This is a genomic window from Halopseudomonas bauzanensis, from assembly GCF_900114735.1.
GTDB lineage: Bacteria > Pseudomonadota > Gammaproteobacteria > Pseudomonadales > Pseudomonadaceae > Halopseudomonas > Halopseudomonas bauzanensis.
Genome location: NZ_FOUA01000010.1, coordinates 1 through 22,227, shown reverse-complemented (window position 1 = coordinate 22,227; position 22,227 = coordinate 1). Strand labels below are relative to the sequence as shown.

Genomic DNA, 22,227 nt, shown 5'->3' with positions numbered 1-22,227 from the left:
AACCAGCCAATGGAGAATGTTCACCCATGCCAGCAAAGAACCTGTTCAATGCTCTGCTGTTCGTTAGCGGCTGGCTGGCCTGCGTGCTGGGCGGTAACAGCGCCTGGTTATTGATTCCCGGGGCGGCGCTGCTGGTGCATTTTTTCCATATCAGCAACTGGGCCGCCGAAGGAAAATTGGTGGTGTCCTGCCTGTTGGCCGGTGCGGTACTGGATTCACTGATGCTGCAAATGGGCTGGCTGGCAATTCGCGGCCATGAGGTTCTGGCCCCTTTGTGGCTGGTGCTCGGCTGGGCCTTGATAGGCACCACGCTCAATCATGCTTTACGTTGGAGCGCCCGCCCCTGGTGGCGCGCCAGCCTGTTGGGCGCGGTCGCCGGGCCCTTGCTGTACGGGGTGATTGTGCAACGGGAGGATGTCTCCCTGACCCTCAGCTTGATACCGGGGTTGTTACTCATCGCGCTGGCCTGGGCGATCATGCTGCCGCTGCTGCATGGCTTTGCCCAGTTGTACCGGGAGCAATACGGTGTGACGCGGTCGAGAAACTGAGGAAGCCGGAAGAGCTGGTGAAAGGGACTGGCGGGCATCCATGCCCTCTCCGGGTCAGAACCCCAGGCGATAGTACAGCGCAGCCATGTCGATACCGTCGTTCGGCTGCTTGAGGCCGGCGTTGGAGTAGTGGTAGTAGCGCACGCCCACTTCCGAGCCGCTGGCAAACTTCAAGCCTGCGCCCAGACGATCTTCGAACTGGAACTTGCCGCCCAGGTCCTGATCACCCAGGTTGGTGTCGGTGAAATAGGAGGCGCCAATGCCGCCTTCCAGGAAAGGCGTCACGCCGCCGTCACTGGCACCGAAACTCAGTCGAAACATGGGAGTGAGGGTCAGACTGGTCGCATCCAGGCTGCTCCAGCGAGTCACTCCGGCATCCCAGTAACCATCCAGCTGCACACCGCCCGACTGGCTTTGCCATAGGGTTCGGCCGAATTCGAACTCCGCTCCGATCCGGTAGGTGGTGGTGTTCTCGGAAGACTCACCGATCTGCAGCGTGATACCGTCCAAGGCATGGGCAGCGGGAACGCTGCACAGCGCAGACAGAGCGCAGGATAGTGCCAAGGCAGTTTTCTTCATCTCGTATTTTCCTTGCGATGGTTGATTTCACCGTAGTCGAAGACTGCCTCTGAAGCGCGGTCGATTCAGAGGCAGTCTTCGATTTAAACCGACAACGGCTCAGCCGTTGCGTTCCTTTCCCATAACAGCGGCAGCACACCCTCCAGGGCCGCCACATCGCCGCTGGTCCATAGCCGCGCCGGCGCAGCCGGGCCAGCGGCAAGCAGATTATGCTCGGTCAGCCGCGTCCGCAACTGGCGGGCTACAGCGGCTCCGGTATCCACCAGGCGAATGTGATCGGGCAACAATTGCTCCAGGGCCGGACGCAGAAACGGGTAATGCGTACAACCGAGAATCAGGGTATCGCACCCGGCTTCCAGCAGGGGCTGAGTATAGCGGGTCAGCAACGCAATCACCTGCGGCCCGTTCAGGTCGCCGCGTTCGACGCATTCGACCAGCCCCGGACAGGGCTGCGTGATGACCGTCACCGAACCGGCGAAGCGGTCCAGCAACGCGGCGAACCGGGCGCTGCGCAGGGTTCCGGTAGTGGCCAGCACGCCAACCACCCCGCTGCGGGTAGCCAGAGTAGCCGGCTTGACGGCCGGCTCCATGCCAATGATCGGCAGCGGGTAACGGGCCCGCAGGTCAGCCACCGCCGCCACGGTGGCCGTATTGCAGGCCAGCACCAGCGCCTTGGCCCCCTGCGCCTGCAGAAACTCGGCAATCGCTCGACTGCGCTGGCAGATGGTTTCCGGCGACTTCTCGCCATAGGGCACGAAGCCGCTATCAGCCACGTATAACAGGGACTCAGCCGGCAGCAACTGGCGGATCTCGCGCAGCACCGACAGGCCACCGACGCCGGAATCGAACACGCCTATGGGTGCGTCATTCATTACCAGCTCCAGTCCCGCAGCAGCCACAACCCGGATCGCGCTTGATACGCAGCTCACGAAACCCGCTGCGCAGCGCATCGATCAGCAACAGTCGCCCCACCAGTGGCTCACCGAACCCGGCCAGCAATTTCAGCGCTTCCAGCGCCTGCAGGCTGCCCACCATGCCGACCAGCGGCCCGATCACCCCAGCCTCGCTGCAACTGGGCGCCACATCATCACCGTCGCCATACAGACACTGGTAGCAGGGACTTTCTGCGCGGCGCGCGTCGAACACGCTGACCTGGCCCTGCAAGCCGATGGCAGCGCCGGACACCAGCGGTCGCCGTAACGCCACGCAGGCCTGATTCAGCGCCTGGCGGGTGGTGAAATTGTCCGTACAGTCGAGCACCAGATCCACTTCGGTTACCGCCGCCAACAGTTGCTCACCGACCAGCCGCTGCTGCAGCTGACGCAGCTGGATATCGGGGTTGAGCGCGGCGAGTCGGTCGCGGGCCGACTCGGTCTTGGACCGATCGAGATCAGCACAGCCGTGGATAATCTGGCGCTGCAGGTTGGTCAGGTCGACATGATCGTCGTCCGCCAGCACCAGCGTACCGACCCCGGCCCCGGCCAGATAGAGCGCCACCGGTCCACCCAGCCCGCCCAGCCCGACAATCAAGACCCGGCTGTCGAGTAGACGCTGCTGGCCATCGATATCAATCTGCGGCAACAGTATCTGCCGGCTGTAGCGCAGCAGCTGCTGGTCATCCATGCCACTGCCCTCCGCTGACCCGCTGGTGCCCGCCCAGATCCTGCCAGGACTGCACAACGTGAAAGCCGCGCTCCTCGAGCAAGCTGCGCACGGCCTCGGCCTGCTGCCAGCCATGTTCCAGCAGCAGCCAGCCAGCGTCGTTCAGATAAGCTGGTGCGCTGGCAATGATCTGCCGGATATCATCCAGCCCGTCGGCACCGCTGACCAGGGCGCTGGCGGGCTCGAAACGCACATCACCCTCGGTAAGGTGCGGGTCATCGGCGGCGATATAGGGCGGATTGGAGACGATCAGGTCATACCGGTCGCGGCCCAGGGCGGCAAACCAGTCGCTCTGCAGAAAGCGCACATTCCCCAACCCCAGACGCGCGCGGTTCTGCTCGGCCAGCACCACGGCGCCGGACATGCGGTCGCAGCCCGTCAGCTGCCAGTGGGGTCGCTCGCTGGCCAGCGCCAGGGCGATGGCACCAGTGCCGGTGCCCAGATCCAGCACCTGTGCCGGCTGCCGTGGGCCCAGTTCCAGGGCCACTTCTACCAGCCGTTCGGTATCCGGGCGGGGTATCAGCGTGTCCGGGCTGACCTGCAGGTCCAGCGTCCAGAAGCCCTGCTCGCCTAGCAGATAGGCCACCGGCTCACCGCACTGGCGGCGCGCCAACAGCGTGAAAAAGCGTTCGATTTCCGGCTCCGATACCTCTTTCTGCGGCCAAGTAAAGAGATAGCTGCGGGATTTGCCCAGCACATGGGCCAGCAGCAACTCGGCATCCAGCCCGGGGCTATCCGATCCGGGCACCTCGGCCTCTGCCAGCAACGCTGCAATGTTGCGCTTCATGCCTGGTCCAGGGCAGCCAACTGATCGGCCTGGTATTCCCGGCGCAACGGTTCGACGATACCGTCCAGCTCGCCTTCAATCACCTGGTCCAGACTGTACAGGGTGAGGTTGATACGGTGATCGGTGACCCGCCCCTGGGGAAAATTGTAGGTGCGGATGCGCTCGGAACGGTCACCCGAGCCCACCAGCGAACGCCGCGTATCGGAGATTTCCTTCTCATGGGCTTCGCGCTGCCGGTTGGCCAGCTTCGCCTGCAGCAAGGCCATCGCCCGGGCGCGGTTCTTGTGCTGCGAGCGCTCTTCCTGACATTCCACCACGATGCCGGTAGGCAGGTGGGTCAGGCGGATGGCCGAGTCGGTCTTGTTGACGTGCTGCCCCCCAGCGCCGGAGGAGCGATAGGTATCCACCCGCAGATCCGCCGGGTTGATTTCCACCACTGCCTGTTCATCGGGCTCGGGCATCACCGCCACGGTGCAGGCGGAGGTATGGATGCGGCCCTGGGACTCGGTCTCCGGCACGCGCTGCACGCGGTGGGCGCCGGATTCGAATTTCAGCTTGGCATAGACGCTCTGGCCTTCGACGCGGGCTATCACCTCACGGAAACCGCCGTGCTCGCCGGCGTTTTCCGACAGGATCTCGATGCGCCAACCCTGCCGCTCGGCATAGCGCGAGTACATCCGGAACAGGTTACCGGCGAAGATGGCCGCCTCGTCACCGCCAGTGCCGGCGCGAATTTCCAGAAAAACGTTGCGTTCATCGTTGGGGTCCTTGGGCAGCAACAGCAGGTTCAACTGTGCTTCCAGGTCGGCCAGGATGCCGCTGCAGGCCTCGGCGTCATCCTCGGCCATGGCCCGGATATCCGGGTCGGCGTCCTTGAGCAGACTGCGCGCTTCCGCCAGATCAGCACTGGTCTTGAGCCACTGGCCGTAACACTGGACGGTCGGCTCCAGCTCCGCATATTCGCGGGAGTAGGCCCGAAACCGGCTCTGCTCCTGAATGACTTCTGCATCGCTGAGCAACGCGGAAAGCTCCTCGAAGCGTTCGCGCAGCGTGTCCAGGCGATTGAGTAGTGACGCTTTCATGATTTGCCCTGTGCAGTATTCGTTTCATCATCCAGAGCGAACAGCTCCATGGCCAGCGACAGGGACTCGCTGCGGCCCTCGGCGCTCATGCGCTTGAGCTGCACGCTGGGCTCGTGCAGCAGCTTGTTGGTCAGCGCCCGCGCCATTTCCGCCATCACCGCGGCCGGATCGCCACCCCGTTCCAGGCGCGCCAGCGCCTTGTCCAGCTCCTGATCGCGCTGCTGTTCCGCCTGTTGCCGATAGCGCTTGAGTACATCCACAGCCGCCCGCGAACGCAGACGCTGCATGAATTCGTCGGTACCCATCTCGATCAACCGCTCCGCGGCCTCGGCGGCGTCCTGCCGGGAGCGCATGTTCTCCTGGATGACTTCCTGCAGGTCATCGACGCTGTACAGGTATACATCCGCCAGGTCACCAACCTCCGGCTCGATATCCCGCGGTACGGCAATATCGACCATGAACATCGGCTGGTGCCGACGCTGCTTCAGCGCGCGCTCGACCGCCCCCTTGCCGAGAATCGGCAGCGGGCTGGCTGTCGAGGCGATGATAATCTCGCACTGCGCCAGCACGTCGGGGATCTGATTGAGGGTAATCGCCCGGCCACCCAGCGGCGTACTCACCGCCTCGGCCCGCTCCAGGGTACGGTTGGCGATGATGATCTTGCTGATACCCTGCTCGTTGAGGTGCCGCGCCACCAGCTCGATGGTCTCGCCGGCGCCGATCAGCAGCGCCGTGCTGCGGCTCAGATCGGAGAATATCTGCCGCGCCAGACTGACCGCGGCAAAGGCCACGGAAACCGGGTTGGCGCCAATGGCAGTGTCGGTGCGGACCTGCTTGGCGGTGTTGAAGGTGCTCTGAAACAACCGATCCAGAGATGGCCCCAGGGTGCCGGCGGTACGCGCGTACTGCCAGGCGTCCTTCATCTGCCCGAGGATCTGCGGTTCGCCCAGTACCATGGAATCCAGTCCGGCAGCCACGCGCATCATGTGCTTCACCGCGCCGGCATCCTTGTGCGCATAGCTGCTGCCCCGGATCGCACCGGGCTCCAGACCGTGATAGCGCGCCACCCAGTCAGCCAGCGCCGCAGGATCGGGTTGGTCCTGGGTGCAGTAGATTTCCGTGCGGTTGCAGGTAGAGAGGATGGCAACTTCCCGGGAAAGCGTCTCATCACGTAGCTGCTGCAGCGCGTCGGCCAGCTGATCCGGGGCGAAAGCGACCCGCTCACGCACGTCAACCGTCGCCGTCCTGTGATTGATCCCGAATGCGAGAAAGCCCATGGCACCTCAATAGTCGCCCGAAAGCACGGGGTAAAAACAGCTAATTGTCCTATTTATAACGATGGCGATCAATTCCTTCCATGGAAAGCCGTATAAAACCCACCACGGCCGGCTCCTGCAGCCGCAGCCAGGCCGCTTTGCACTTGCGCGCTGTGGGTTTGCAACTCATCCTGTATCATCAGTTGCCAGCCTCATCTGGCAGACCGGCGCAGCAAAGAGAGTATCCATGACGGCACGATTTCACCACTCGCTCCTGGCTCTGACAATCAGCCTGCTGATTGCCGGTTGCGCAGTCAACGAGCCCGCACCCGAGCAGCCCCCGGCGCCGCCGGTGCCTGTCACTCCTGAGCAGAAAGAGGAACCGGCAGTCTATGGCCAGTTTCCGGCTGACACCCTGTTCGCGCTGCTGACCGCCGAGATTGCCGGGCAACGCAACCGCTTCGATATCGCCCTGAGCAACTATCTCCAACAGGCCGAGCGCACCCGCGATGCCGGCATCATTGAGCGCGCCATGGAAATCTCCGAGTTCCTTGGCGCCCACCGCCAGGCCATGGATATGGCCCTACTCTGGAGCGAGGTGGAACCGGACAACCCCGAAGCGTTGCGCGCCGCCGCTCTGCAACTGGCCCGAGCCGGCGAGCACGATCAGGCCATGCAGATGATGGAGCAGGTCCTGCTGCTGCAGGACGACACCCATTTCGATCTGCTGGCTCTCACTGCACTGCAAGCTGACAGAGTCACCCGTGCCGCCATGCTGGAGAATCTGCAGCGGCTACTGCAGCGCCACCCCAATAATCCCCAGCTGAGCTTTGCTGCCGCCCTGCTGTTACAGGAAGAGCAACGTAGCGAAGAAGCCCTGGAATTGCTCGACAAGCATACCCAGCAGAACCGAACTGCCGCCTCCATCATGCTGCAGAGCCGCCTGCATGCCGGCCTGGGCAAAACCGATGAAGCCATCGAGGTGCTGCAACAAGGGGTACGCGAGTTCCCCGATGACGGCCGCATGCGCCTGCTGCTGGCCAGAATGCTGGTCAGCAATGAGGACCATCCGGCAGCGATTGTCCATTTCCAGGAACTGGTCCGGCAACATCCGGACGATGACGACGTCCGTCTGGCCCTGGCCCTGGTGGAACTGGAAGGCGGCGAAACCGAGGCCGCCATCGGCGAGCTGGAAGCGCTGCTTGAACTCGACCCCGAGAACGAGGCGGCGCGCTTTCACCTTGGCGCTGCCCATCAACAAGCCGAACACTGGGATGCGGCCATCAGCACCTGGCGAAGCATCGGTGCCGGCGAGCACTATCTGCCCTCGCGCCTGCGCATCACCCAGCTGTTGATGGCCCGCGAGCGCCCCGACCAGCTTGGCGAGATCATGGACGGCGAGCGCGCCCGGCAACCTCAGCTGGCGCCGGAGCTCTATCTACTGGAAATCGAAGCCCTGGCGGAGGCTGCGCCGCAACGGGCCATGCAGCGCGCCAATCAAGCCGTCCAGCAGCTGCCCACCGACAGCCGCCTGCTCTATACCCGCGCCATTCTTTCCGAACGCCTGGGCAACCCGGCCGGACTGGAAGCCGACCTGCGCCAGATCATCCAGCGCGAGCCGGACAATGCCATGGCCCTCAACGCCTTGGGCTATACACTTGCCGACCGCAATGAACGGCTTGATGAAGCGCTGCAACTGATCGAACGGGCCCATGAACTTAAGCCGGACGATCCGGCGATCCTCGATAGTCTCGGCTGGGTCCATTACCGCCTGGGCAACTTGCAACGCGCCGAACAATTGCTGCGCGACGCCTTCGCAGCCTTCCCCGATGAGGAGGTCGGCGCCCATCTGGGCGAAGTGCTATGGCAGCAGGGCAAGCGCCGCGAAGCCCGCGACATCTGGGACCAGGCGGCAGAGGCGGCGGAGGACGCCCCATTGATCGACGCCACCCGCAAACGACTGAAGGCTGACTGATGAAGGCAACGCTACGACTTTGCTGCCTGCTGGCACTGACCATGACGCTGGCCGCGTGCAGCAATCTGCATCAACGTGAAACCCTGGAGTTCGGCGGCGACCCGGCCGCCTGGCAGGCACATCGCAGCGCCGTCGCACCGCTCGCCAACTGGACGCTGCAGGGCAAGCTGGGCGTGAAGGCGCCACGGGAGTCCGGCAGCGGCACCCTGTCGTGGCTGCAACAACAGGACCATTATGATATCCGCCTCTCCGGCCCGCTTGGCCGGGGCGCCACCCGCATCGAAGGCAGTGATGCCGGGGTAACCCTGGAAGTAGCTGGTCAGCCGCCGGCTACCGCCGAGTCGGCAGAAATCCTGCTCGAACAACAGATCGGCTGGCGGCTGCCGGTCGAGCATCTGTTGTGGTGGGTGCGGGGCCTGCCCGCCCCCGACAGCCCGAGCCGCTTGCAACTCAACCCCGACAGTCAATTGGCCCGCCTGGCGCAGGCCGGCTGGACCGTGGAATACAGTCGCTATCAGCAGGTCGATGGTCTGACGCTGCCCCAGCGCCTGCAGCTGTCCGGGCACGATGTGCTCTTGACCCTGGTCATCACCCGCTGGGAACCCCATTTACCCGAATGACAACCGCGACCCTGAGCCTGCCCGCCCCGGCCAAGCTGAATCTGTTCCTGCACATCACCGGCCGCCGCGCCGATGGCTATCATCTGCTGCAGACCTTGTTTCAGTTTCTCGACCATGGCGACACCCTGCATTTCACACCGCGCGCAGATGGCCAACTGCACCTGCAACCCGAGCTACCCGGCGTGGCCACCGAAGACAACCTGATCATCCGTGCCGCCCGCTTGCTGCAACAGGCCAGCGGCACCATGCAGGGTGCGGATATCCAGCTGGACAAGCGCCTGCCGATGGGTGGCGGGATCGGCGGCGGCAGTTCGGATGCTGCCACCACCCTGGTCGGCCTCAATCACCTGTGGCAGACCAGCCTGTCCCTCGACCAGCTGGCCGAACTGGGGTTGACCCTCGGCGCTGATGTGCCGGTATTCGTCCGGGGCCGCGCGGCCTGGGCCGAAGGCGTTGGCGAACAACTGACCCCGGTCGAGCTCGATGAACCCTGGTATCTGGTGGTGGTGCCGCCCTGCCAGGTCAGCACTGCGGAAATTTTCTCCGATGAAAGGTTGACTCGGGACACGCCGGCGATTACATTAGCGGCCTTTCGAGAGCACGGTGGTCGGAACGACTGCTTGCCGGTAGTCACAGCGCGTTACACTGAAATTCGTAACACGTTGATCTTGCTAAACAAATTTTGTGAAGCTAAGATGACCGGAACTGGCAGTTGCTTGTTTGGGGCCTTCCCAAACGAACGCGAAGCTGATAAAGTTCGCGCCCGGTTGCCAGCCACTCTGCAAGCCTTTGTTGCGAAGGGGTGTAACGTTTCACCGTTACATGCTTTACTCGACAAAGCGACGTAAGAAGGATGCAACCTTAGCATCCGGACAGTTACAGGGGCGTAGCCAAGCGGTAAGGCAGCAGGTTTTGATCCTGCCATGCGTTGGTTCGAATCCAGCCGCCCCTGCCATTTTCTCCGGCAGCAATAATTCATGACATCTTGAGTCCGGCTTGACCGGCCAGGCGTGTTTCTGCTCGCCCGGCTCTCTCACTGACTCATCGCATAGACCACTACCCAGAAAGGTATTGCAGCGTGTCCAAGATGATGGTTTTTACCGGGAATGCGAACCCCGATCTGGCGCGACGTGTCGTGCGTCAATTGCATATCCCCCTTGGTGACGCGTTGGTTAGTCGTTTCAGCGACGGCGAAGTCAGCGTTGAATTGAATGAAAATGTGCGTGGCAAGGACGTGTTCGTCATCCAGCCCACCTGCGCGCCCACTAATGACAATCTGATGGAATTGGTTGTCATGACCGATGCACTGCGCCGCTCTTCGGCCTCCCGCATCACCGCCGTGATCCCCTACTTCGGTTATGCCCGTCAGGATCGTCGCCCGCGTTCGGCCCGTGTGCCCATCAGCGCCAAGGTGGTGGCCGACATGCTGGACGTGGTCGGTGTCGATCGCGTACTGACCGTTGACCTGCACGCCGACCAGATCCAGGGCTTCTTCGATATCCCGGTGGATAACATCTACGGCTCGCCGGTACTCATTGATGACATCCAGGATCAGCGCCTGGACAACCTGTTGATCGTTTCCCCGGATATCGGTGGCGTGGTTCGCGCCCGTGCCGTGGCAAAGTCCCTGGGTGCAGACCTGGCGATCATCGACAAGCGTCGGCCCAAGGCCAACCAGTCGGAAGTCATGCACATCATCGGTGACGTGGAAAACCGCAACTGCATCCTGGTCGACGATATGGTCGATACTGCCGGCACCCTGTGCGCCGCAGCCAAGGCGCTCAAGGATTTTGGTGCCACCCGGGTCTCCGCTTATTGCACCCACCCGATCCTGTCGGGCAAGGCGATCGACAATATCAACGGTTCGGTACTCGACGAGCTGGTGGTCACCAACACCATTCCGCTGTCGGCCGCCGCAGATCATTGCGAGCGCATTCGCCAGCTGGACATGGCACCGATCATCGCCGAAGCGATGCGCCGGATCAGCAATGAAGAATCCATCAGCGCCATGTTCCGCTAGGAACCGGCACTGATCAAACAGCCCGGCAATATCGCCGGGTTTTATCAATCGTCCGACGCACTGGTCGCAAGTGCCCGGACGCACAGCAAGGAGACTACACATGGTCGACTTCACTTTGAATGCGAATGCGCGTGATGACCTGGGGAAAGGTGCGAGCCGCCGCCTGCGTCGTAACGCTGATCTGGTTCCGGCTATCGTTTACGGTGGCAACAAGGAGCCGCAGAGCATCTCCGTGGCAGCACGCGAGCTGAACAAGGCTCTGGAAAACGAAGCTTTCTACTCCTCCATCATCGGCCTGTCCATTGATGGCAAGAAAGAAGAAGTACTGCTCAAGGCACTGCAGCGTCACCCGGCCAAGCCGCGCGTCATGCATGCCGACTTCCAGCGCATCGTCGCCGGCCAGAAGGTTACCGTTCACGTACCGCTGCACTTCATCAACGAAGACAGCTGCGTGGGTGTGAAGCAGGAAGGCGGCATGGTCTTCCGCAACCTGCCGGAACTGGAAGTAAGCTGCCTACCGAAGGACCTGCCCGACTTCATCGAAGTTGACCTGGCGGACCTGAAAGTTGGCCAGTCGCTGCACCTGGCTGACCTGAAGCTGCCGAAAGGCGTTGTCATCCCTAGCCTGGCGCTGGGCGACGACCACAACCTGCCGGTAGTCAACATCATGGCTCAGCGTACCGCTGCTGCTGCCGATGCAGACGCTGGTGAAGGTGAGGAATCAGCGGAGTAATTTCCTGCTGAAACCCCAGAGGGCGCCCGTTGTGACGCACGGAATCAAGTTGATCGTCGGTCTCGGTAATCCGGGACCGGAATATGACATGACCCGGCATAACGCGGGCGCCCTTTTTGTTGAGCGTCTCGCCTCCGGGCATAACCTGGCCCTGCGCCAGGAAAAACAGTTTTTCGGCCTCACCGGCCGCCTGACCATAGACGGTCAGGATGTTCGCCTGTTGATCCCCACCACCTTCATGAACCGCAGCGGTCAGGCTGTTGCCGCCCTTGCCGGGTTCTATCGCATCACTCCCGAGGAAATCCTGGTCGCCCATGATGAGCTCGACCTGCCCCCAGGTGTGGTGAAATGCAAGCAAGGTGGCGGCCACGGCGGCCATAACGGGCTGCGCGACATTATCGCCAGCCTGGGTAATCAGAATGTTTTCCACCGCCTGCGGCTCGGTATCGGCCACCCCGGCCATAGCTCGCAGGTCACAGGCTTTGTGCTGGGCCGCGCGCCCAAAACCGAGCAGCAAGCACTGGATGCCTGCATCGACGAAGCACTGCGCGAAGTACCCGGTATGGTTGCCGGTGACTGGACTCGCGTCATGCAACGCCTGCACAGCTTCAAGGCCTGATCATTTTCGCCGCCGAAAACGGCAGAGGACACCAGTATGGGATTCAATTGCGGTATCGTCGGACTGCCCAACGTCGGCAAATCCACCCTGTTCAACGCACTGACCAAAGCCGGCATCGGTGCCGAGAACTTCCCGTTCTGCACCATCGAGCCCAATAGCGGTGTCGTCCCCATGCCGGACCCGCGTCTGGACGCCCTGGCGGCCATCGTCAAGCCCGAGCGCGTACTGCCGACCACCATGGAGTTCGTCGATATCGCCGGGCTGGTTGAGGGTGCCTCAAAGGGCGAGGGCCTGGGCAACAAATTCCTGGCCAATATTCGCGAAACCGATGCCATCGCCCACGTCGTGCGCTGCTTCGATGATGAAAACGTGATCCACGTCTCCAACAGTGTCGACCCCAAGCGCGATATCGAAATCATCGACCTGGAACTGATCTTCGCCGACCTCGACAGCTGCGAGAAGCAACTGCAGCGCGTCGCGCGCAATGCCAAGGGTGGCGACAAGGAAGCCGTAGCGCAAAAGGCTCTGCTGGAAAAGCTCATCCCCCACTTCAGCGAAGGCAAGCCGGCCCGTACTCTGATCAAGGATCTGGCTGACGACGAGAAGAAGTTGGTCAAGGGCTTTCACCTGCTGACCAGCAAGCCGGTGATGTACATCGCCAACGTCTCCGAAGAAGGCTTCGAGAACAATCCCTACCTCGATATCGTGCGTGAGATCGCCGACGCCGAAGGTGCTGTGGTGGTACCGGTATGCAACAAGATCGAAGCGGAAATCGCCGAGCTGGATGACGGTGAAGAGAAGGATATGTTCCTTGAAGCCATCGGCATGGAAGAGCCGGGCCTGAACCGCGTGATCCGCGCCGGCTACGAGCTGCTCAATCTGCAGACCTACTTCACCGCCGGGGTCAAGGAAGTCCGCGCCTGGACCGTCAAGGTCGGCGCCACCGCTCCCCAGGGCGCTGGCGTGATTCATACTGATTTCGAGAAAGGCTTCATTCGCGCCGAAGTGGTCGCCTATGATGACTTCATCCAGTACAACGGCGAAGCCGGCGCCAAGGAAGCCGGCAAGTGGCGCCTGGAAGGCAAGGAATACATCATCAAGGACGGGGATGTAATGCACTTCAGATTCAACGTCTGAGGCAGTCCCGCGAATGAAAAACCCCTTGATGATTACCGTCTCAAGGGGTTTTTCTTTTTCCCCAGGAGCTTGCCGGATATATCGCCGCCCTCCGGCAATCACGTTAAGGACCATGACCGCCATGCTGCACCTCGACTCACCCATACCGGCACGCAGCTGGCTGCCCGTCCTGCTGCTCTGCACCAGCCTGCTGACCGGCTGCAGCCTGCCGGCCCAGAACCTGACCGAATCCTTCGCGCTGAGTCCCGAGTCTGCCCGCGCCACCCGCCTCGGTCAGGCCCTTGCCGCCGATGTGGCGGCGCACCCTGGCCAGAGCGGCATCCATGCGCTATCCGATCCGCATGCTGCCTTTGCCGCACGAGTACTACTGGCCCGAACTGCCGAGCGCACCCTGGATGTGCAGTATTACATCTGGCATGGGGACATGACCGGCACCCTGCTGCTGGAAGAACTGCACGCGGCGGCGGACCGGGGCGTGCGGGTGCGGCTGCTGCTGGATGACAATGGCACCGCCGGGTTGGATACCGAGCTGGCAGCGCTGGCTCTGCATCCGCAGATCGAAGTGCGCCTGTTCAATCCGTTCATCGTGCGCAAGCCCAAATGGCTGGGTTATATCACCGACTTTTCCCGAGCCAACCGGCGCATGCATAACAAGTCTTTCACCGCCGACAACCAGGCCACCATCATCGGTGGCCGCAATATCGGCGATGAATATTTCGGGGCCACCGAAGGTATCCTGTTCGCCGACCTGGATGTGCTTTCCGTCGGCCCGATCGTCGGGCAGGTCTCGACGGATTTTGACCGCTATTGGTCCAGCGGCTCCGTCTACCCCGTGGAGCAGGTTCTGCCGGCAGTGTCAGCGCAGAATCTGGACCAGCTGAGTCAGGCCGCTGCCCTGGTGGAAGTGAGTGCCGACGCGGCCAAGTATGTCGCTGCCGTGTCCCGCTCCGGCTTCAGCCGTCGGTTGCTGGCAGGCGACCTGCCGCTGGAGTGGGCGGTTACCCGCATGGTAACCGACGACCCCGCCAAGGGGCTGGGCAAGGCGGAACCAGAGGGACTGTTGACCCACCAGCTGGGGCAGATCCTGGAGCAGCCGCGCAGCGCGGTGGCGTTGGTCTCGCCCTACTTCGTACCAACCGCCGCCGGTGTGGATGCCTTTACCGATCTTACGGACCAAGGCATTGATGTACGCATCCTGACCAACTCGCTGGATGCTACTGATGTGGCTGCGGTGCATGCCGGCTACGCCAAGCGCCGCCGGGATCTGCTCAAGGGCGGCGTCCAGTTGTTTGAAATGCGCCGCCTCTCCCCTCACCTGGAACGCAACGAAAGTGCCGGCCCCTTTGGCAGCTCCGGCTCCAGCCTGCATGCCAAGACCTTTGCCGTGGATGGCGAGCGGGTGTTCGTCGGCTCGTTCAACTTCGATCCCCGGTCGATGCACCTGAATACCGAACTCGGCTTCGTCATCGATAGCCCCGCTCTGGCCCAGGCCGTTCACCAGGCTTTCGACAGCGTTATTCCGGACAATGCCTATGAGGTACAGCTGGACAACGATGATAGGCTGTACTGGATCGAGCGTATCGGCACGCGTGAAGTACGTCATGATCGCGAGCCCAATACCGGACTGCTGAAGCGCAGCGGCATATGGTTGATGTCGATCCTCCCGATTGAATGGTTGCTCTGACTCGGCCCGCGCAGTCCCATCCTGACACCGCAACCACATCAGTGGTCCAGCTTTGTCCTGGAGCATGCCATACTTCCGACTATTTGAAGCGAGCCGGTGATGACCATGCGCATGAGACCAAAAACCCTGTTGATCAGTCTGACCACGGCGATCACCTTGTATGCCCTGCTGGGCTTTCTGATAATACCGGCCGTCGCCCTGCATCTGGTCAACAAGCAATTCGAGCAACGGGCGACGGTTCCCGCCCGGCTCGAGAGTATCAAGCTCAACCCTTTTACCCTGGAGCTGACCCTCGCCGGCCTGCATATCGGCGAGCCCGAGCAGCCCCAGGTGTCCTTCGCCCGACTGTACGCCAACCTGCAGATAGACAGTCTGTGGACCCGGGCCGTACACCTGCGCGACGTCGAGCTGGAGCAAGCCAGCACCCGCGTGCAGTTCGCTGAAGATGGCACGCTCAACCTGACTGAGTTGTTTATCCTGCCAGAAGCAAGTGAACCGGCTGACGACAATGACTCCGGTCCTTTCCCGCTACGCATCGACCGCCTGGCGTTGATTGGCAACAGTCTGCAGTTCCAGGATCTGCGCCCCGCCGAACCAGTCGAGTTCGGGTACGACGCGGTGGATATCGAACTGACCCATCTCAGCACGCTGCCAGATGACAATACCCTGATGCAGATCAGCGCCAGTGGCCCCTATGGTGCCCGCATCGACTGGGAAGGCCAGCTCAGTATCAGCCCGCTGACCTCCAGCGGAACACTGGCAATCAACGAAGCGCAATTGAGCACCTTCTGGCCCTATGTCCAGGAGCAATTGCCGCTGACACTGAACCAGGGATCACTGAACGTCACCAGTACCTACCAGCTCAGCCTGGTTGAAAGCACCGAACTGCAGCTTTCCGATATCCGCCTGCAATTAAGCGATCTTGATCTGGCAGCCGAAGACAAACCGCTGCTGCGTCTGAACAGTCTTGCGATCAGCGATGCCTCCATGGATCTGGCCAAACGTGAAGTGCGCCTGGGCGCTATCCACAGCGAGGGACTGAATGCCCAAGCCGCCCGCCTGAAGGACGGCCAGATCGACTGGCTGGCATTATTAACGCCAACCAGCTCAACCACCGACCAATCCGTCGAGCCTCCTGCCACAACAGCGCCTGCAGAAGAGGATGTACCGTCCGTTGCAGCAACGGACACCAGCAGCGAGCCTGAACAGCCCTGGCGCATCCTGCTGAACCAGGCGCAGTTGCGCGATTACCGGTTGCAGTTGACCGATCACCAGCCGACCACACCGGTCGAACTGGACATCGGCCCGCTGAATCTCGATCTCAGCGAGTTCGACAGTCAGTCCGAGTCGCCCTTCAAACTGAGCATCGATACCGCCCTGAACCAGGAAGGCCAGCTGGCTGTCTCGGGTGAAGTCGGCATCAACCCGATCACCGCGGATCTGCAGGTGGAAACCCGGCAGATCGACCTGACCGTGGCGCAAGCTTATATCGAGCCCCTGATGCGCCTGGAACTCAGGTCTGGCTTGCTGGACAGCAACGTACAGGTGCAACTTGAACAACTGGAGCCACTGCAACTGAGCGTGACCGGCCAGGCAGGTGTGCAGCAATTGCATGTGGTAGACGGCCCAGCCAAGCGTGACCTGTTGAAATGGCAGAGTCTGCAACTGGATGACCTCAACTACGCTGGCAACAGCCTGAGCATCAACAAGGTCAGCCTCCAGCAACCCTATGTGCGCTTTATCATCAACCGGGACATGAGCACCAACTTCAGTGACCTGATGGTGCCGCAGCCCGCTGCCCCGGGCAGCGCCGCCAGTGACAGTAGCGACCCCTTCGGCATCCGCATCGGCGGTGTCAGTATCAATAACGGCTCAGCCAACTTTGCCGACTTCAGCCTGACGCCCAACTTTGCCACCGGCATTGAACAGCTGAACGGCAGTATTGGCACGCTCGATAATCAGAGCAAAAAAGCCGCCGCGGTCGATCTCAACGGCAAGGTGGATCGCTATGCGCCGGTGACCATCAAGGGCCGCCTGACTCCCTTCGATCCGCTCAACAGCCTGGATATCGCCACCAGCTTCAAGAATGTCGAGCTGACGACGCTCACCCCCTATTCCGGGAAATTCGCCGGTTATCGCATCCGCAAGGGCCGGCTCAACCTGGACCTGCATTACCAGATCGATGAGGGCCAGCTGAAGGCCGACAACCGGGTGTTGCTGGAAGACCTGCAGCTGGGCGAGCGGGTCGACAGTCCCGACGCGGTGGATCTGCCTATACGTCTGGCAGTGGCGCTACTGAAGGACACCAAGGGCAATATTGATATCGAGTTGCCTGTCGCCGGCGATCTGAATAACCCCGAGTTCAGCGTCATGCCCATTGTCTGGCAGACGCTACGCAACCTGATGTTGCGCGCCACCCAGGCGCCCTTCAAATTCATCGCCGGGCTTGCCGGTGCCGGCGAAGCAGATCTCAGCGAGCTGAGCTTCGCTGCCGGTAGTGCTGAGCTGGACGATCAGGCCACGAAAGTTCTGGGCACGCTGTCCAGCGCCCTGCAGGAGCGTCCGCAACTGATACTGGAGGTCGAGGGTATCAGCGCGACCAGCGCAGATGGTCCGCCTCTGGCAACCCAACGCCTGGAACGGGAAATGCGCCTACTGGCCGCCAGCACGATGCGTCGCCCACCGGATAACCCGGCAGAACTGGAATTGGATGACCGGGACCAGATCAAACTGATCCGCAAACTGCATGAACAGCGTCAGCTATCGCTGCCTGAGCAGGTGCTGGAACTACCCCGGGAAGAGCGGGACCGCGCCATGCGCCAGGCCTTGATCGACAGCTGGAGCGACAATTCCCTGCCACTGCGGCGACTGGCGCAGCAACGCGCTTCCGCCATCAAGGACTGGTTGGTGGACCAGGGCGGCCTGGAAGCCGAGCGCATCCACCTGCTGGACGCCAGCGAAGGGACAGCCGACGGTAGCGGTAAGGTCGCTACCCAACTGCAGTTGGGTGTCCGCTGAGCAGCATCCAGCCGTCTCCAATAGCCGGCAGCAGCCGTAAGCTGCCGGCGGGCCAAGGGCCAGGCTAAGCGGTTGAAAATTTTACCAATTAAGCGCACCACCCCTTGACAACAATCCGGGTTCTGGGAATAATGCGCGCCTCGGATGGCTACATAGCTCAGTTGGTTAGAGCACAGCATTCATAATGCTGGGGTCCCTGGTTCAAGTCCAGGTGTAGCCACCAACCTTTTCAAAGGCTTAGCTTCGGCTAGGCCTTTTTTTGTTTCTGCTTTTCGGAATATGACCGGCCCCCTCTTTCCCGGCGCCGCGGCAGGCTAACGCCAGCGTGTCGCCACTAGCAGTCCCGTGAAGGTCAGTGCGCCGCCAGCCAAGTGATACCAGTGCAACTGCTCACCCAGCAGCATAATCCCCAACAAGGCGGTAAACGCCGGAACCAGGTAGCTGAACAGCGAGGCCGTCGCCGGCCCCAGCACCTTGACGCCATTGTTCCAGGCCACATAAGCCACCAGAGAAGCAAATACCGCGGTATAACCCACCGCACCGGCAGCCTCCCAGGTGATCGGCATCGAGCCGCGATGCATCAGCTCCCATAGGAAGAAGGGGACGAGCAGCGGCACGCCACAGAGCAGCATTGCGGCCATCAGCACCAGTCCCGGTACCGGCATTACCCAGCGCTGCAACAGCACCGTGTACAGCCCCCAGGACAGCACCGCCACCAGCATGATCAGGTCACCGTCATTGAAGTGCAGGCCAAGCAGCCGCGTTGGCTGTCCTCCCGTCAGGATAAGCAGCAACCCGCAGAGCCCGAGCGACGCGCCCGCTATCGTCGCGCGGGCCGGCCACTGACGCAGCAGAACGATAGACCAGAAGAACGCGGTCACCGGCAATCCGGTCCCTACCAGGGTGAGGTTGATGGCGCTGGTGCTCTGCGCCGCCTGATACAACAAGGTGTTGTAGGAAGAAATACTGAGCGCGGCCAGCACAACTACCCTCAACCCGTTGTCGAGCAACAGTCCACGGTACTGCCAGAGCCCCCTGATGGTGAAGGGCAGCAACAATAGCAGGGCCAGAGTCCAACGCCAGAACGATAGACTTATCGGTGGCAGCGTACCCGCACTGGCGCGGGCAATGAGAGCGTTTCCAGCCCAGGCCAGGGCAGTGAGCAACAGGCCGACGACGGCCCAGTGACGCGCAGACATAAACAACTCGGATGTAAGCTGAGCGCTGACTCAGTCGATTAGTGAATAGGCCATAACCAGAGCATCCTCGCGCCCCCCTACAGCAGGATAGTAGTCCCGGCGCCGCCCGATTTCATTAAATCCGAAGCGTTCGTACAGATATATGGCCGGGTGATTGGATTCTCTGACTTCCAGAAAGGCGGTTTCTGCCCCCCGCTCCTTGCCCCTTTGCATCAGATGCGCAAGCAGCTTGCCGCCTAGCCCATTGGACTGGTTTGCCGGCTTGACCGTCAGATTCAGTAAGTGGGATTCGTCCCCTGCTGCCGACAACACACCGTGACCGACCTGCTGGTCACCGAGAAACATCAGCCAACATTCGTGACCGGAAGTCACGCAATCGAGAAATATGCCTCGGGTCCAGGGATGACTGAAGGCCGCGAACTCAATAGCGAGCACAGCCTCTACGTCCGCCTCGGTCATCGGGCGAAATACCGGTTCTATCATTCTTCACTCTGCCAACGGGACATGACACGCTTGAGCTGTTGCCACAGCTGCGCCTTGCTTGCGGAATCCTGCATCAGGGTATCCAGGTCGGGGGCGAACCAGGCCGGAGGCAATTGCTCCAGCGCCTCCTCCCGGTCATGAGGGAGGGTCTCCTCATCCAGCTCCGGGCCTATCAACAAACGAGGATGGGTACCAAAACAGCCAATGGAGACCACCGGCTCACTTTCCAATCGCCCCTGCATAAAGGCCTGCAACGCCAGGCTGGCGGCCTTGGCGCTGCGGTCGAATTGCGGGTTTCTATTCAATGGCCAGTGGAAGTCGGCATACAGGTGCGGCATCTGCGGCAGGCGCACCGCGCGTAAAATATCCTGGAGCAGGCGCAAACCTGGTGAGGCGCTTTCCAGTCCCGGCTCGGGGACCTCAATCAACAATGCGCAGGGACCGGCCATCCACAGCTGCAGATAGAACGGCGCGAGCGGAACTGCTGGGGGCTGAGGCTCGGCAACCGGCTGGGTGACGGACGCAGCAGGCTCTGGGTCCGGCTTACTCGGACGCACAATGATCTTCGCCCGGGCCGGTCCCGCCCCGCTGGATGAGCTGATACTGACCACCGGAGCAGCGGTCTCGACTGCCGCTGCCGGCAGGGAGTCTTCTACCGGCTCAGGCAACTCCGGGGGGACACGAAAGGCTGCATGGGGTAACGCCTGACGAGGCACCCAGCCGACCACCCCCATGGCCGCCAGATAATCAAGACGCGTCGATTCCTGCATCAGATGCCTTCCACTTGTGGATGCGCCTTGAGTGCTCCCGAGTGCATCAGGTTCAACGCATTGATATAGGCCTTGGCCGAGGCAATGACGATATCGGTGTCGGCGCCATTACCGTTGACAATGCGTCCGGCTTTTTCCAGGCGGACAGTCACCTCTCCCTGGGAGTCAGTGCCCTCGGTGATCGCATTGACCGAATAGAGCTGCAAGTTGGCGCCGGAGTTGGCGATCTGCTCCACCGCACGGAAGGCAGCGTCCACCGGACCGGAGCCAGACGCGGTCGCCTGTTGCTCCACGCCATCAACCTCCAGCGTGAGCGTCGCCATAGGCGTTTCACCGGTGCGCGAGCGGACATCCAGAAACACCAGCCGCATCCGCTCCACCATATCGGTCACGGTATCGGACACCAGTGCCTGCAGATCCTCGTCAAATATCTCGTGCTTCTTGTCGGCCAGTTCCTTGAAGCGCGCAAAGGCGGCGTTCAGCTCATCCTGATCGCTCAGCTCGATACCCAGCTCCTGCAGGCGGGTACGGAACGCATTACGGCCAGACAGCTTGCCCAGCGACAGTTTGTTGGCATGCCAGCCGACCGACTGAGCACTCATGATCTCGTAGGTCTCGCGGTGCTTGAGCACGCCGTCCTGGTGGATACCAGACTCATGGGCAAAGGCGTTCGCGCCGACAATCGCCTTGTTCGGCTGCACCGGAAAACCCGTGATGCTGGACACCAGCCGCGAGGTACTGAGGATATGCTCGGTAACGATACCCGTGTGGACGCCAAGGACATCCTGCCGGGTCTTGATCGCCATGACGATTTCTTCCAGCGAGGCGTTACCAGCACGCTCACCCAGGCCGTTGATGGTGCACTCTACCTGCCGCGCTCCGGCAGTTACCGCAGCCAGCGAATTCGCTACCGCAAGCCCGAGGTCGTTGTGGCAATGTACCGAGAAGATGGCCTTGTCCGCATTGGGTACCCGCTCGATGACCTGGCGGATGGTCTCGGCAAACTGATGCGGGATCGCATAACCCACGGTGTCGGGGATATTGATGGTACGCGCGCCGGCGTCGATTGCCTGCTCGATGATGCGACAGAGAAAATCGATCTCGGAGCGTCCACCATCCTCACAGGAAAACTCCACATCAGCACAGAGGTTACGCGCGCGCTTGATGGCGCGCACCGCCTGCTCGATGACCTGATCCGGGTGCAGGCGCAGCTTGTGCTCCATATGGATAGGGCTGGTGGCGATGAAGGTGTGAATGCGACCGGAATTGGCATTGACCAGCGCCTCGGCCGCCCGATCGATATCCGCATCTACCGCACGAGCCAGGCTACAGATGGTGCTGTCCTGGATGGTATCGGCAATGCCTTTCACCGCTTCGAAATCACCCGGGCTGGCGATTGCAAAGCCAGCCTCGATGACATCTACGCGCAGCTTTTCCAGCGCCTTGGCGATACGCAGTTTCTCTTCCCGGGTCATGGACGCACCAGGACTCTGCTCCCCGTCACGCAGGGTGGTGTCGAAAATGATGACGCGATCCTGACTCATCTGCCTATCTCCTCGGTAACACAAGCCGTAACGGAGAAGTATACCGCATGCCTGCCGGGCATTTGTGTGTGTCGGCCAGCCCATCGCGGCCAGGGCCGCTCCCATCACCAGGCGCGAACTCGTAGCACAAGGCACAAGGTGCGTAGACAGGTGGCGATTCAGGCATAAAAAAACCCCGCCAGCTGGCGGGGTTTCTTATTTGAAGCTTGACGATGACCTACTCTCACATGGGGAGTCCCCACACTACCATCGGCGATGCATCGTTTCACTGCTGAGTTCGGAATGGGATCAGGTGGTTCCAATGCTCTATGGTCGTCAAGCAATTCGGTTGTCGGGTGGGTGTTGAGTCCACACAACGAAAGGGTGGGAAAAGTGATAGTCATTTAACAAGGAGGTCACTGTAATCTCGTGCCGTTCCAGCTTGTCGTTCAATCAATGTGTCAGGCCATGGCCCAAATTGTTTGGGCGTTATATGGTCAAGCCACACGGGCAATTAGTACTGGTTAGCTCA

Annotated in this window: 20 protein-coding genes, 2 tRNA genes and 1 rRNA gene; 12 read left to right on the top strand and 11 right to left on the bottom strand. The window is 61.5% G+C overall.

Annotated features, from left to right (window positions below; all coding sequences use genetic code 11):
• Positions 1 to 26 precede the first annotated feature (26 nt).
• The gene (locus BM267_RS15875; protein WP_036992952.1) at positions 27 to 548 is read left to right on the top strand and encodes a DUF2878 domain-containing protein; all 522 of its coding nucleotides are present in this window, start codon (positions 27 to 29) and stop codon (positions 546 to 548) included.
• Between the two features lie 54 nt (positions 549 to 602).
• Here BM267_RS15875 and BM267_RS15870 read toward each other — a convergent pair whose 3' ends face one another.
• The 6 genes from BM267_RS15870 to hemA form a co-directional block, all read right to left on the bottom strand.
• Complete coding sequence (locus BM267_RS15870; RefSeq protein ID WP_036992953.1) at positions 603 to 1,127, bottom strand: acyloxyacyl hydrolase; 525 nt, start codon at positions 1,125 to 1,127, stop codon at positions 603 to 605.
• A gap of 83 nt (positions 1,128 to 1,210) precedes the next feature.
• Positions 1,211 to 1,999, bottom strand: coding sequence for a glutamate racemase (gene murI, locus BM267_RS15865; RefSeq protein ID WP_036992955.1), 789 nt, complete (start codon positions 1,997 to 1,999; stop codon positions 1,211 to 1,213).
• The gene (gene moeB / locus BM267_RS15860) at positions 1,992 to 2,750 is read right to left on the bottom strand and encodes a molybdopterin-synthase adenylyltransferase MoeB (RefSeq protein ID WP_036992957.1); all 759 of its coding nucleotides are present in this window, start codon (positions 2,748 to 2,750) and stop codon (positions 1,992 to 1,994) included. The genes murI and moeB overlap by 8 nt, the downstream gene beginning before the upstream one ends.
• The gene (prmC, locus tag BM267_RS15855) at positions 2,743 to 3,576 is read right to left on the bottom strand and encodes a peptide chain release factor N(5)-glutamine methyltransferase (protein ID WP_036992960.1); all 834 of its coding nucleotides are present in this window, start codon (positions 3,574 to 3,576) and stop codon (positions 2,743 to 2,745) included. Before prmC ends, moeB begins: the two co-directional genes overlap by 8 nt.
• A complete protein-coding gene (gene prfA / locus BM267_RS15850; protein ID WP_036992961.1) occupies positions 3,573 to 4,658 on the bottom strand; it encodes a peptide chain release factor 1 in 1,086 nt (361 codons plus the stop codon). Before prfA ends, prmC begins: the two co-directional genes overlap by 4 nt.
• Complete coding sequence (hemA, locus tag BM267_RS15845) at positions 4,655 to 5,935, bottom strand: glutamyl-tRNA reductase (RefSeq protein WP_036992962.1); 1,281 nt, start codon at positions 5,933 to 5,935, stop codon at positions 4,655 to 4,657. The genes prfA and hemA overlap by 4 nt, the downstream gene beginning before the upstream one ends.
• Positions 5,936 to 6,161: 226 nt before the next feature.
• On the opposite strand from hemA, the gene BM267_RS15840 reads away from it, so the two are divergent.
• The 11 genes from BM267_RS15840 to BM267_RS15790 all read left to right on the top strand — a co-directional run bounded on the left by BM267_RS15840 (position 6,162) and on the right by BM267_RS15790 (position 17,943).
• Positions 6,162 to 7,889, top strand: a complete 1,728-nt coding sequence (locus BM267_RS15840) for a tetratricopeptide repeat protein (protein ID WP_051611391.1) — start codon at positions 6,162 to 6,164, stop codon at positions 7,887 to 7,889.
• Positions 7,889 to 8,509 carry a lipoprotein insertase outer membrane protein LolB gene (gene lolB, locus BM267_RS15835; protein ID WP_051611393.1) on the top strand — a complete coding sequence of 207 codons (621 nt, stop codon included), beginning with the start codon at positions 7,889 to 7,891 and terminating at the stop codon, positions 8,507 to 8,509. The genes BM267_RS15840 and lolB overlap by 1 nt, the downstream gene beginning before the upstream one ends.
• A complete protein-coding gene (gene ispE, locus BM267_RS15830; RefSeq protein ID WP_036992964.1) occupies positions 8,506 to 9,357 on the top strand; it encodes a 4-(cytidine 5'-diphospho)-2-C-methyl-D-erythritol kinase in 852 nt (283 codons plus the stop codon). Before lolB ends, ispE begins: the two co-directional genes overlap by 4 nt.
• A 32-nt stretch (positions 9,358 to 9,389) precedes the next feature.
• A tRNA-Gln gene (locus tag BM267_RS15825) sits at positions 9,390 to 9,464 on the top strand.
• Positions 9,465 to 9,587: 123 nt separating this feature from the next.
• On the top strand, positions 9,588 to 10,529 hold the full coding sequence (locus BM267_RS15820) for a ribose-phosphate pyrophosphokinase (RefSeq protein ID WP_036992967.1): 942 nt from the start codon (positions 9,588 to 9,590) through the stop codon (positions 10,527 to 10,529).
• Positions 10,530 to 10,629: 100 nt separating this feature from the next.
• Positions 10,630 to 11,262: a 50S ribosomal protein L25/general stress protein Ctc gene (locus BM267_RS15815; protein WP_036992968.1), complete on the top strand. Its 633-nt coding sequence runs from the start codon at positions 10,630 to 10,632 to the stop codon at positions 11,260 to 11,262.
• An 88-nt stretch (positions 11,263 to 11,350) separates the two neighbouring features.
• Positions 11,351 to 11,881 carry an aminoacyl-tRNA hydrolase gene (gene pth, locus BM267_RS15810; RefSeq protein ID WP_051611406.1) on the top strand — a complete coding sequence of 177 codons (531 nt, stop codon included), beginning with the start codon at positions 11,351 to 11,353 and terminating at the stop codon, positions 11,879 to 11,881.
• Between the two features lie 36 nt (positions 11,882 to 11,917).
• The gene (gene ychF / locus BM267_RS15805; RefSeq protein ID WP_036992969.1) at positions 11,918 to 13,018 is read left to right on the top strand and encodes a redox-regulated ATPase YchF; all 1,101 of its coding nucleotides are present in this window, start codon (positions 11,918 to 11,920) and stop codon (positions 13,016 to 13,018) included.
• Between the two features lie 121 nt (positions 13,019 to 13,139).
• Positions 13,140 to 14,702: a phospholipase D family protein gene (locus tag BM267_RS15800; protein WP_143063100.1), complete on the top strand. Its 1,563-nt coding sequence runs from the start codon at positions 13,140 to 13,142 to the stop codon at positions 14,700 to 14,702.
• A gap of 105 nt (positions 14,703 to 14,807) precedes the next feature.
• On the top strand, positions 14,808 to 17,720 hold the full coding sequence (locus BM267_RS15795) for a DUF748 domain-containing protein (RefSeq protein WP_036993037.1): 2,913 nt from the start codon (positions 14,808 to 14,810) through the stop codon (positions 17,718 to 17,720).
• A gap of 146 nt (positions 17,721 to 17,866) precedes the next feature.
• Positions 17,867 to 17,943 (top strand) — tRNA-Met (locus BM267_RS15790).
• 91 nt (positions 17,944 to 18,034) lie between these two features.
• On the opposite strand, the gene BM267_RS15785 is transcribed toward BM267_RS15790, so the two are convergent.
• The 5 genes from BM267_RS15785 to rrf form a co-directional block, all read right to left on the bottom strand.
• Entirely contained in the window at positions 18,035 to 18,919 is an 885-nt protein-coding gene (locus BM267_RS15785; protein WP_036992970.1) for a DMT family transporter, read from the bottom strand.
• A 30-nt stretch (positions 18,920 to 18,949) separates the two neighbouring features.
• A complete protein-coding gene (gene rimI, locus BM267_RS15780) occupies positions 18,950 to 19,402 on the bottom strand; it encodes a ribosomal protein S18-alanine N-acetyltransferase (RefSeq protein WP_036992971.1) in 453 nt (150 codons plus the stop codon).
• Positions 19,399 to 20,172: a hypothetical protein gene (locus BM267_RS15775; RefSeq protein WP_036992972.1), complete on the bottom strand. Its 774-nt coding sequence runs from the start codon at positions 20,170 to 20,172 to the stop codon at positions 19,399 to 19,401. Before BM267_RS15775 ends, rimI begins: the two co-directional genes overlap by 4 nt.
• Complete coding sequence (locus BM267_RS15770; RefSeq protein ID WP_036992973.1) at positions 20,172 to 21,716, bottom strand: 2-isopropylmalate synthase; 1,545 nt, start codon at positions 21,714 to 21,716, stop codon at positions 20,172 to 20,174. Before BM267_RS15770 ends, BM267_RS15775 begins: the two co-directional genes overlap by 1 nt.
• Positions 21,717 to 21,920: 204 nt before the next feature.
• Positions 21,921 to 22,036: ribosomal RNA gene (rrf, locus tag BM267_RS15765) — 5S ribosomal RNA — on the bottom strand.
• Between the last annotated feature and the right edge of the window lie 191 nt (positions 22,037 to 22,227).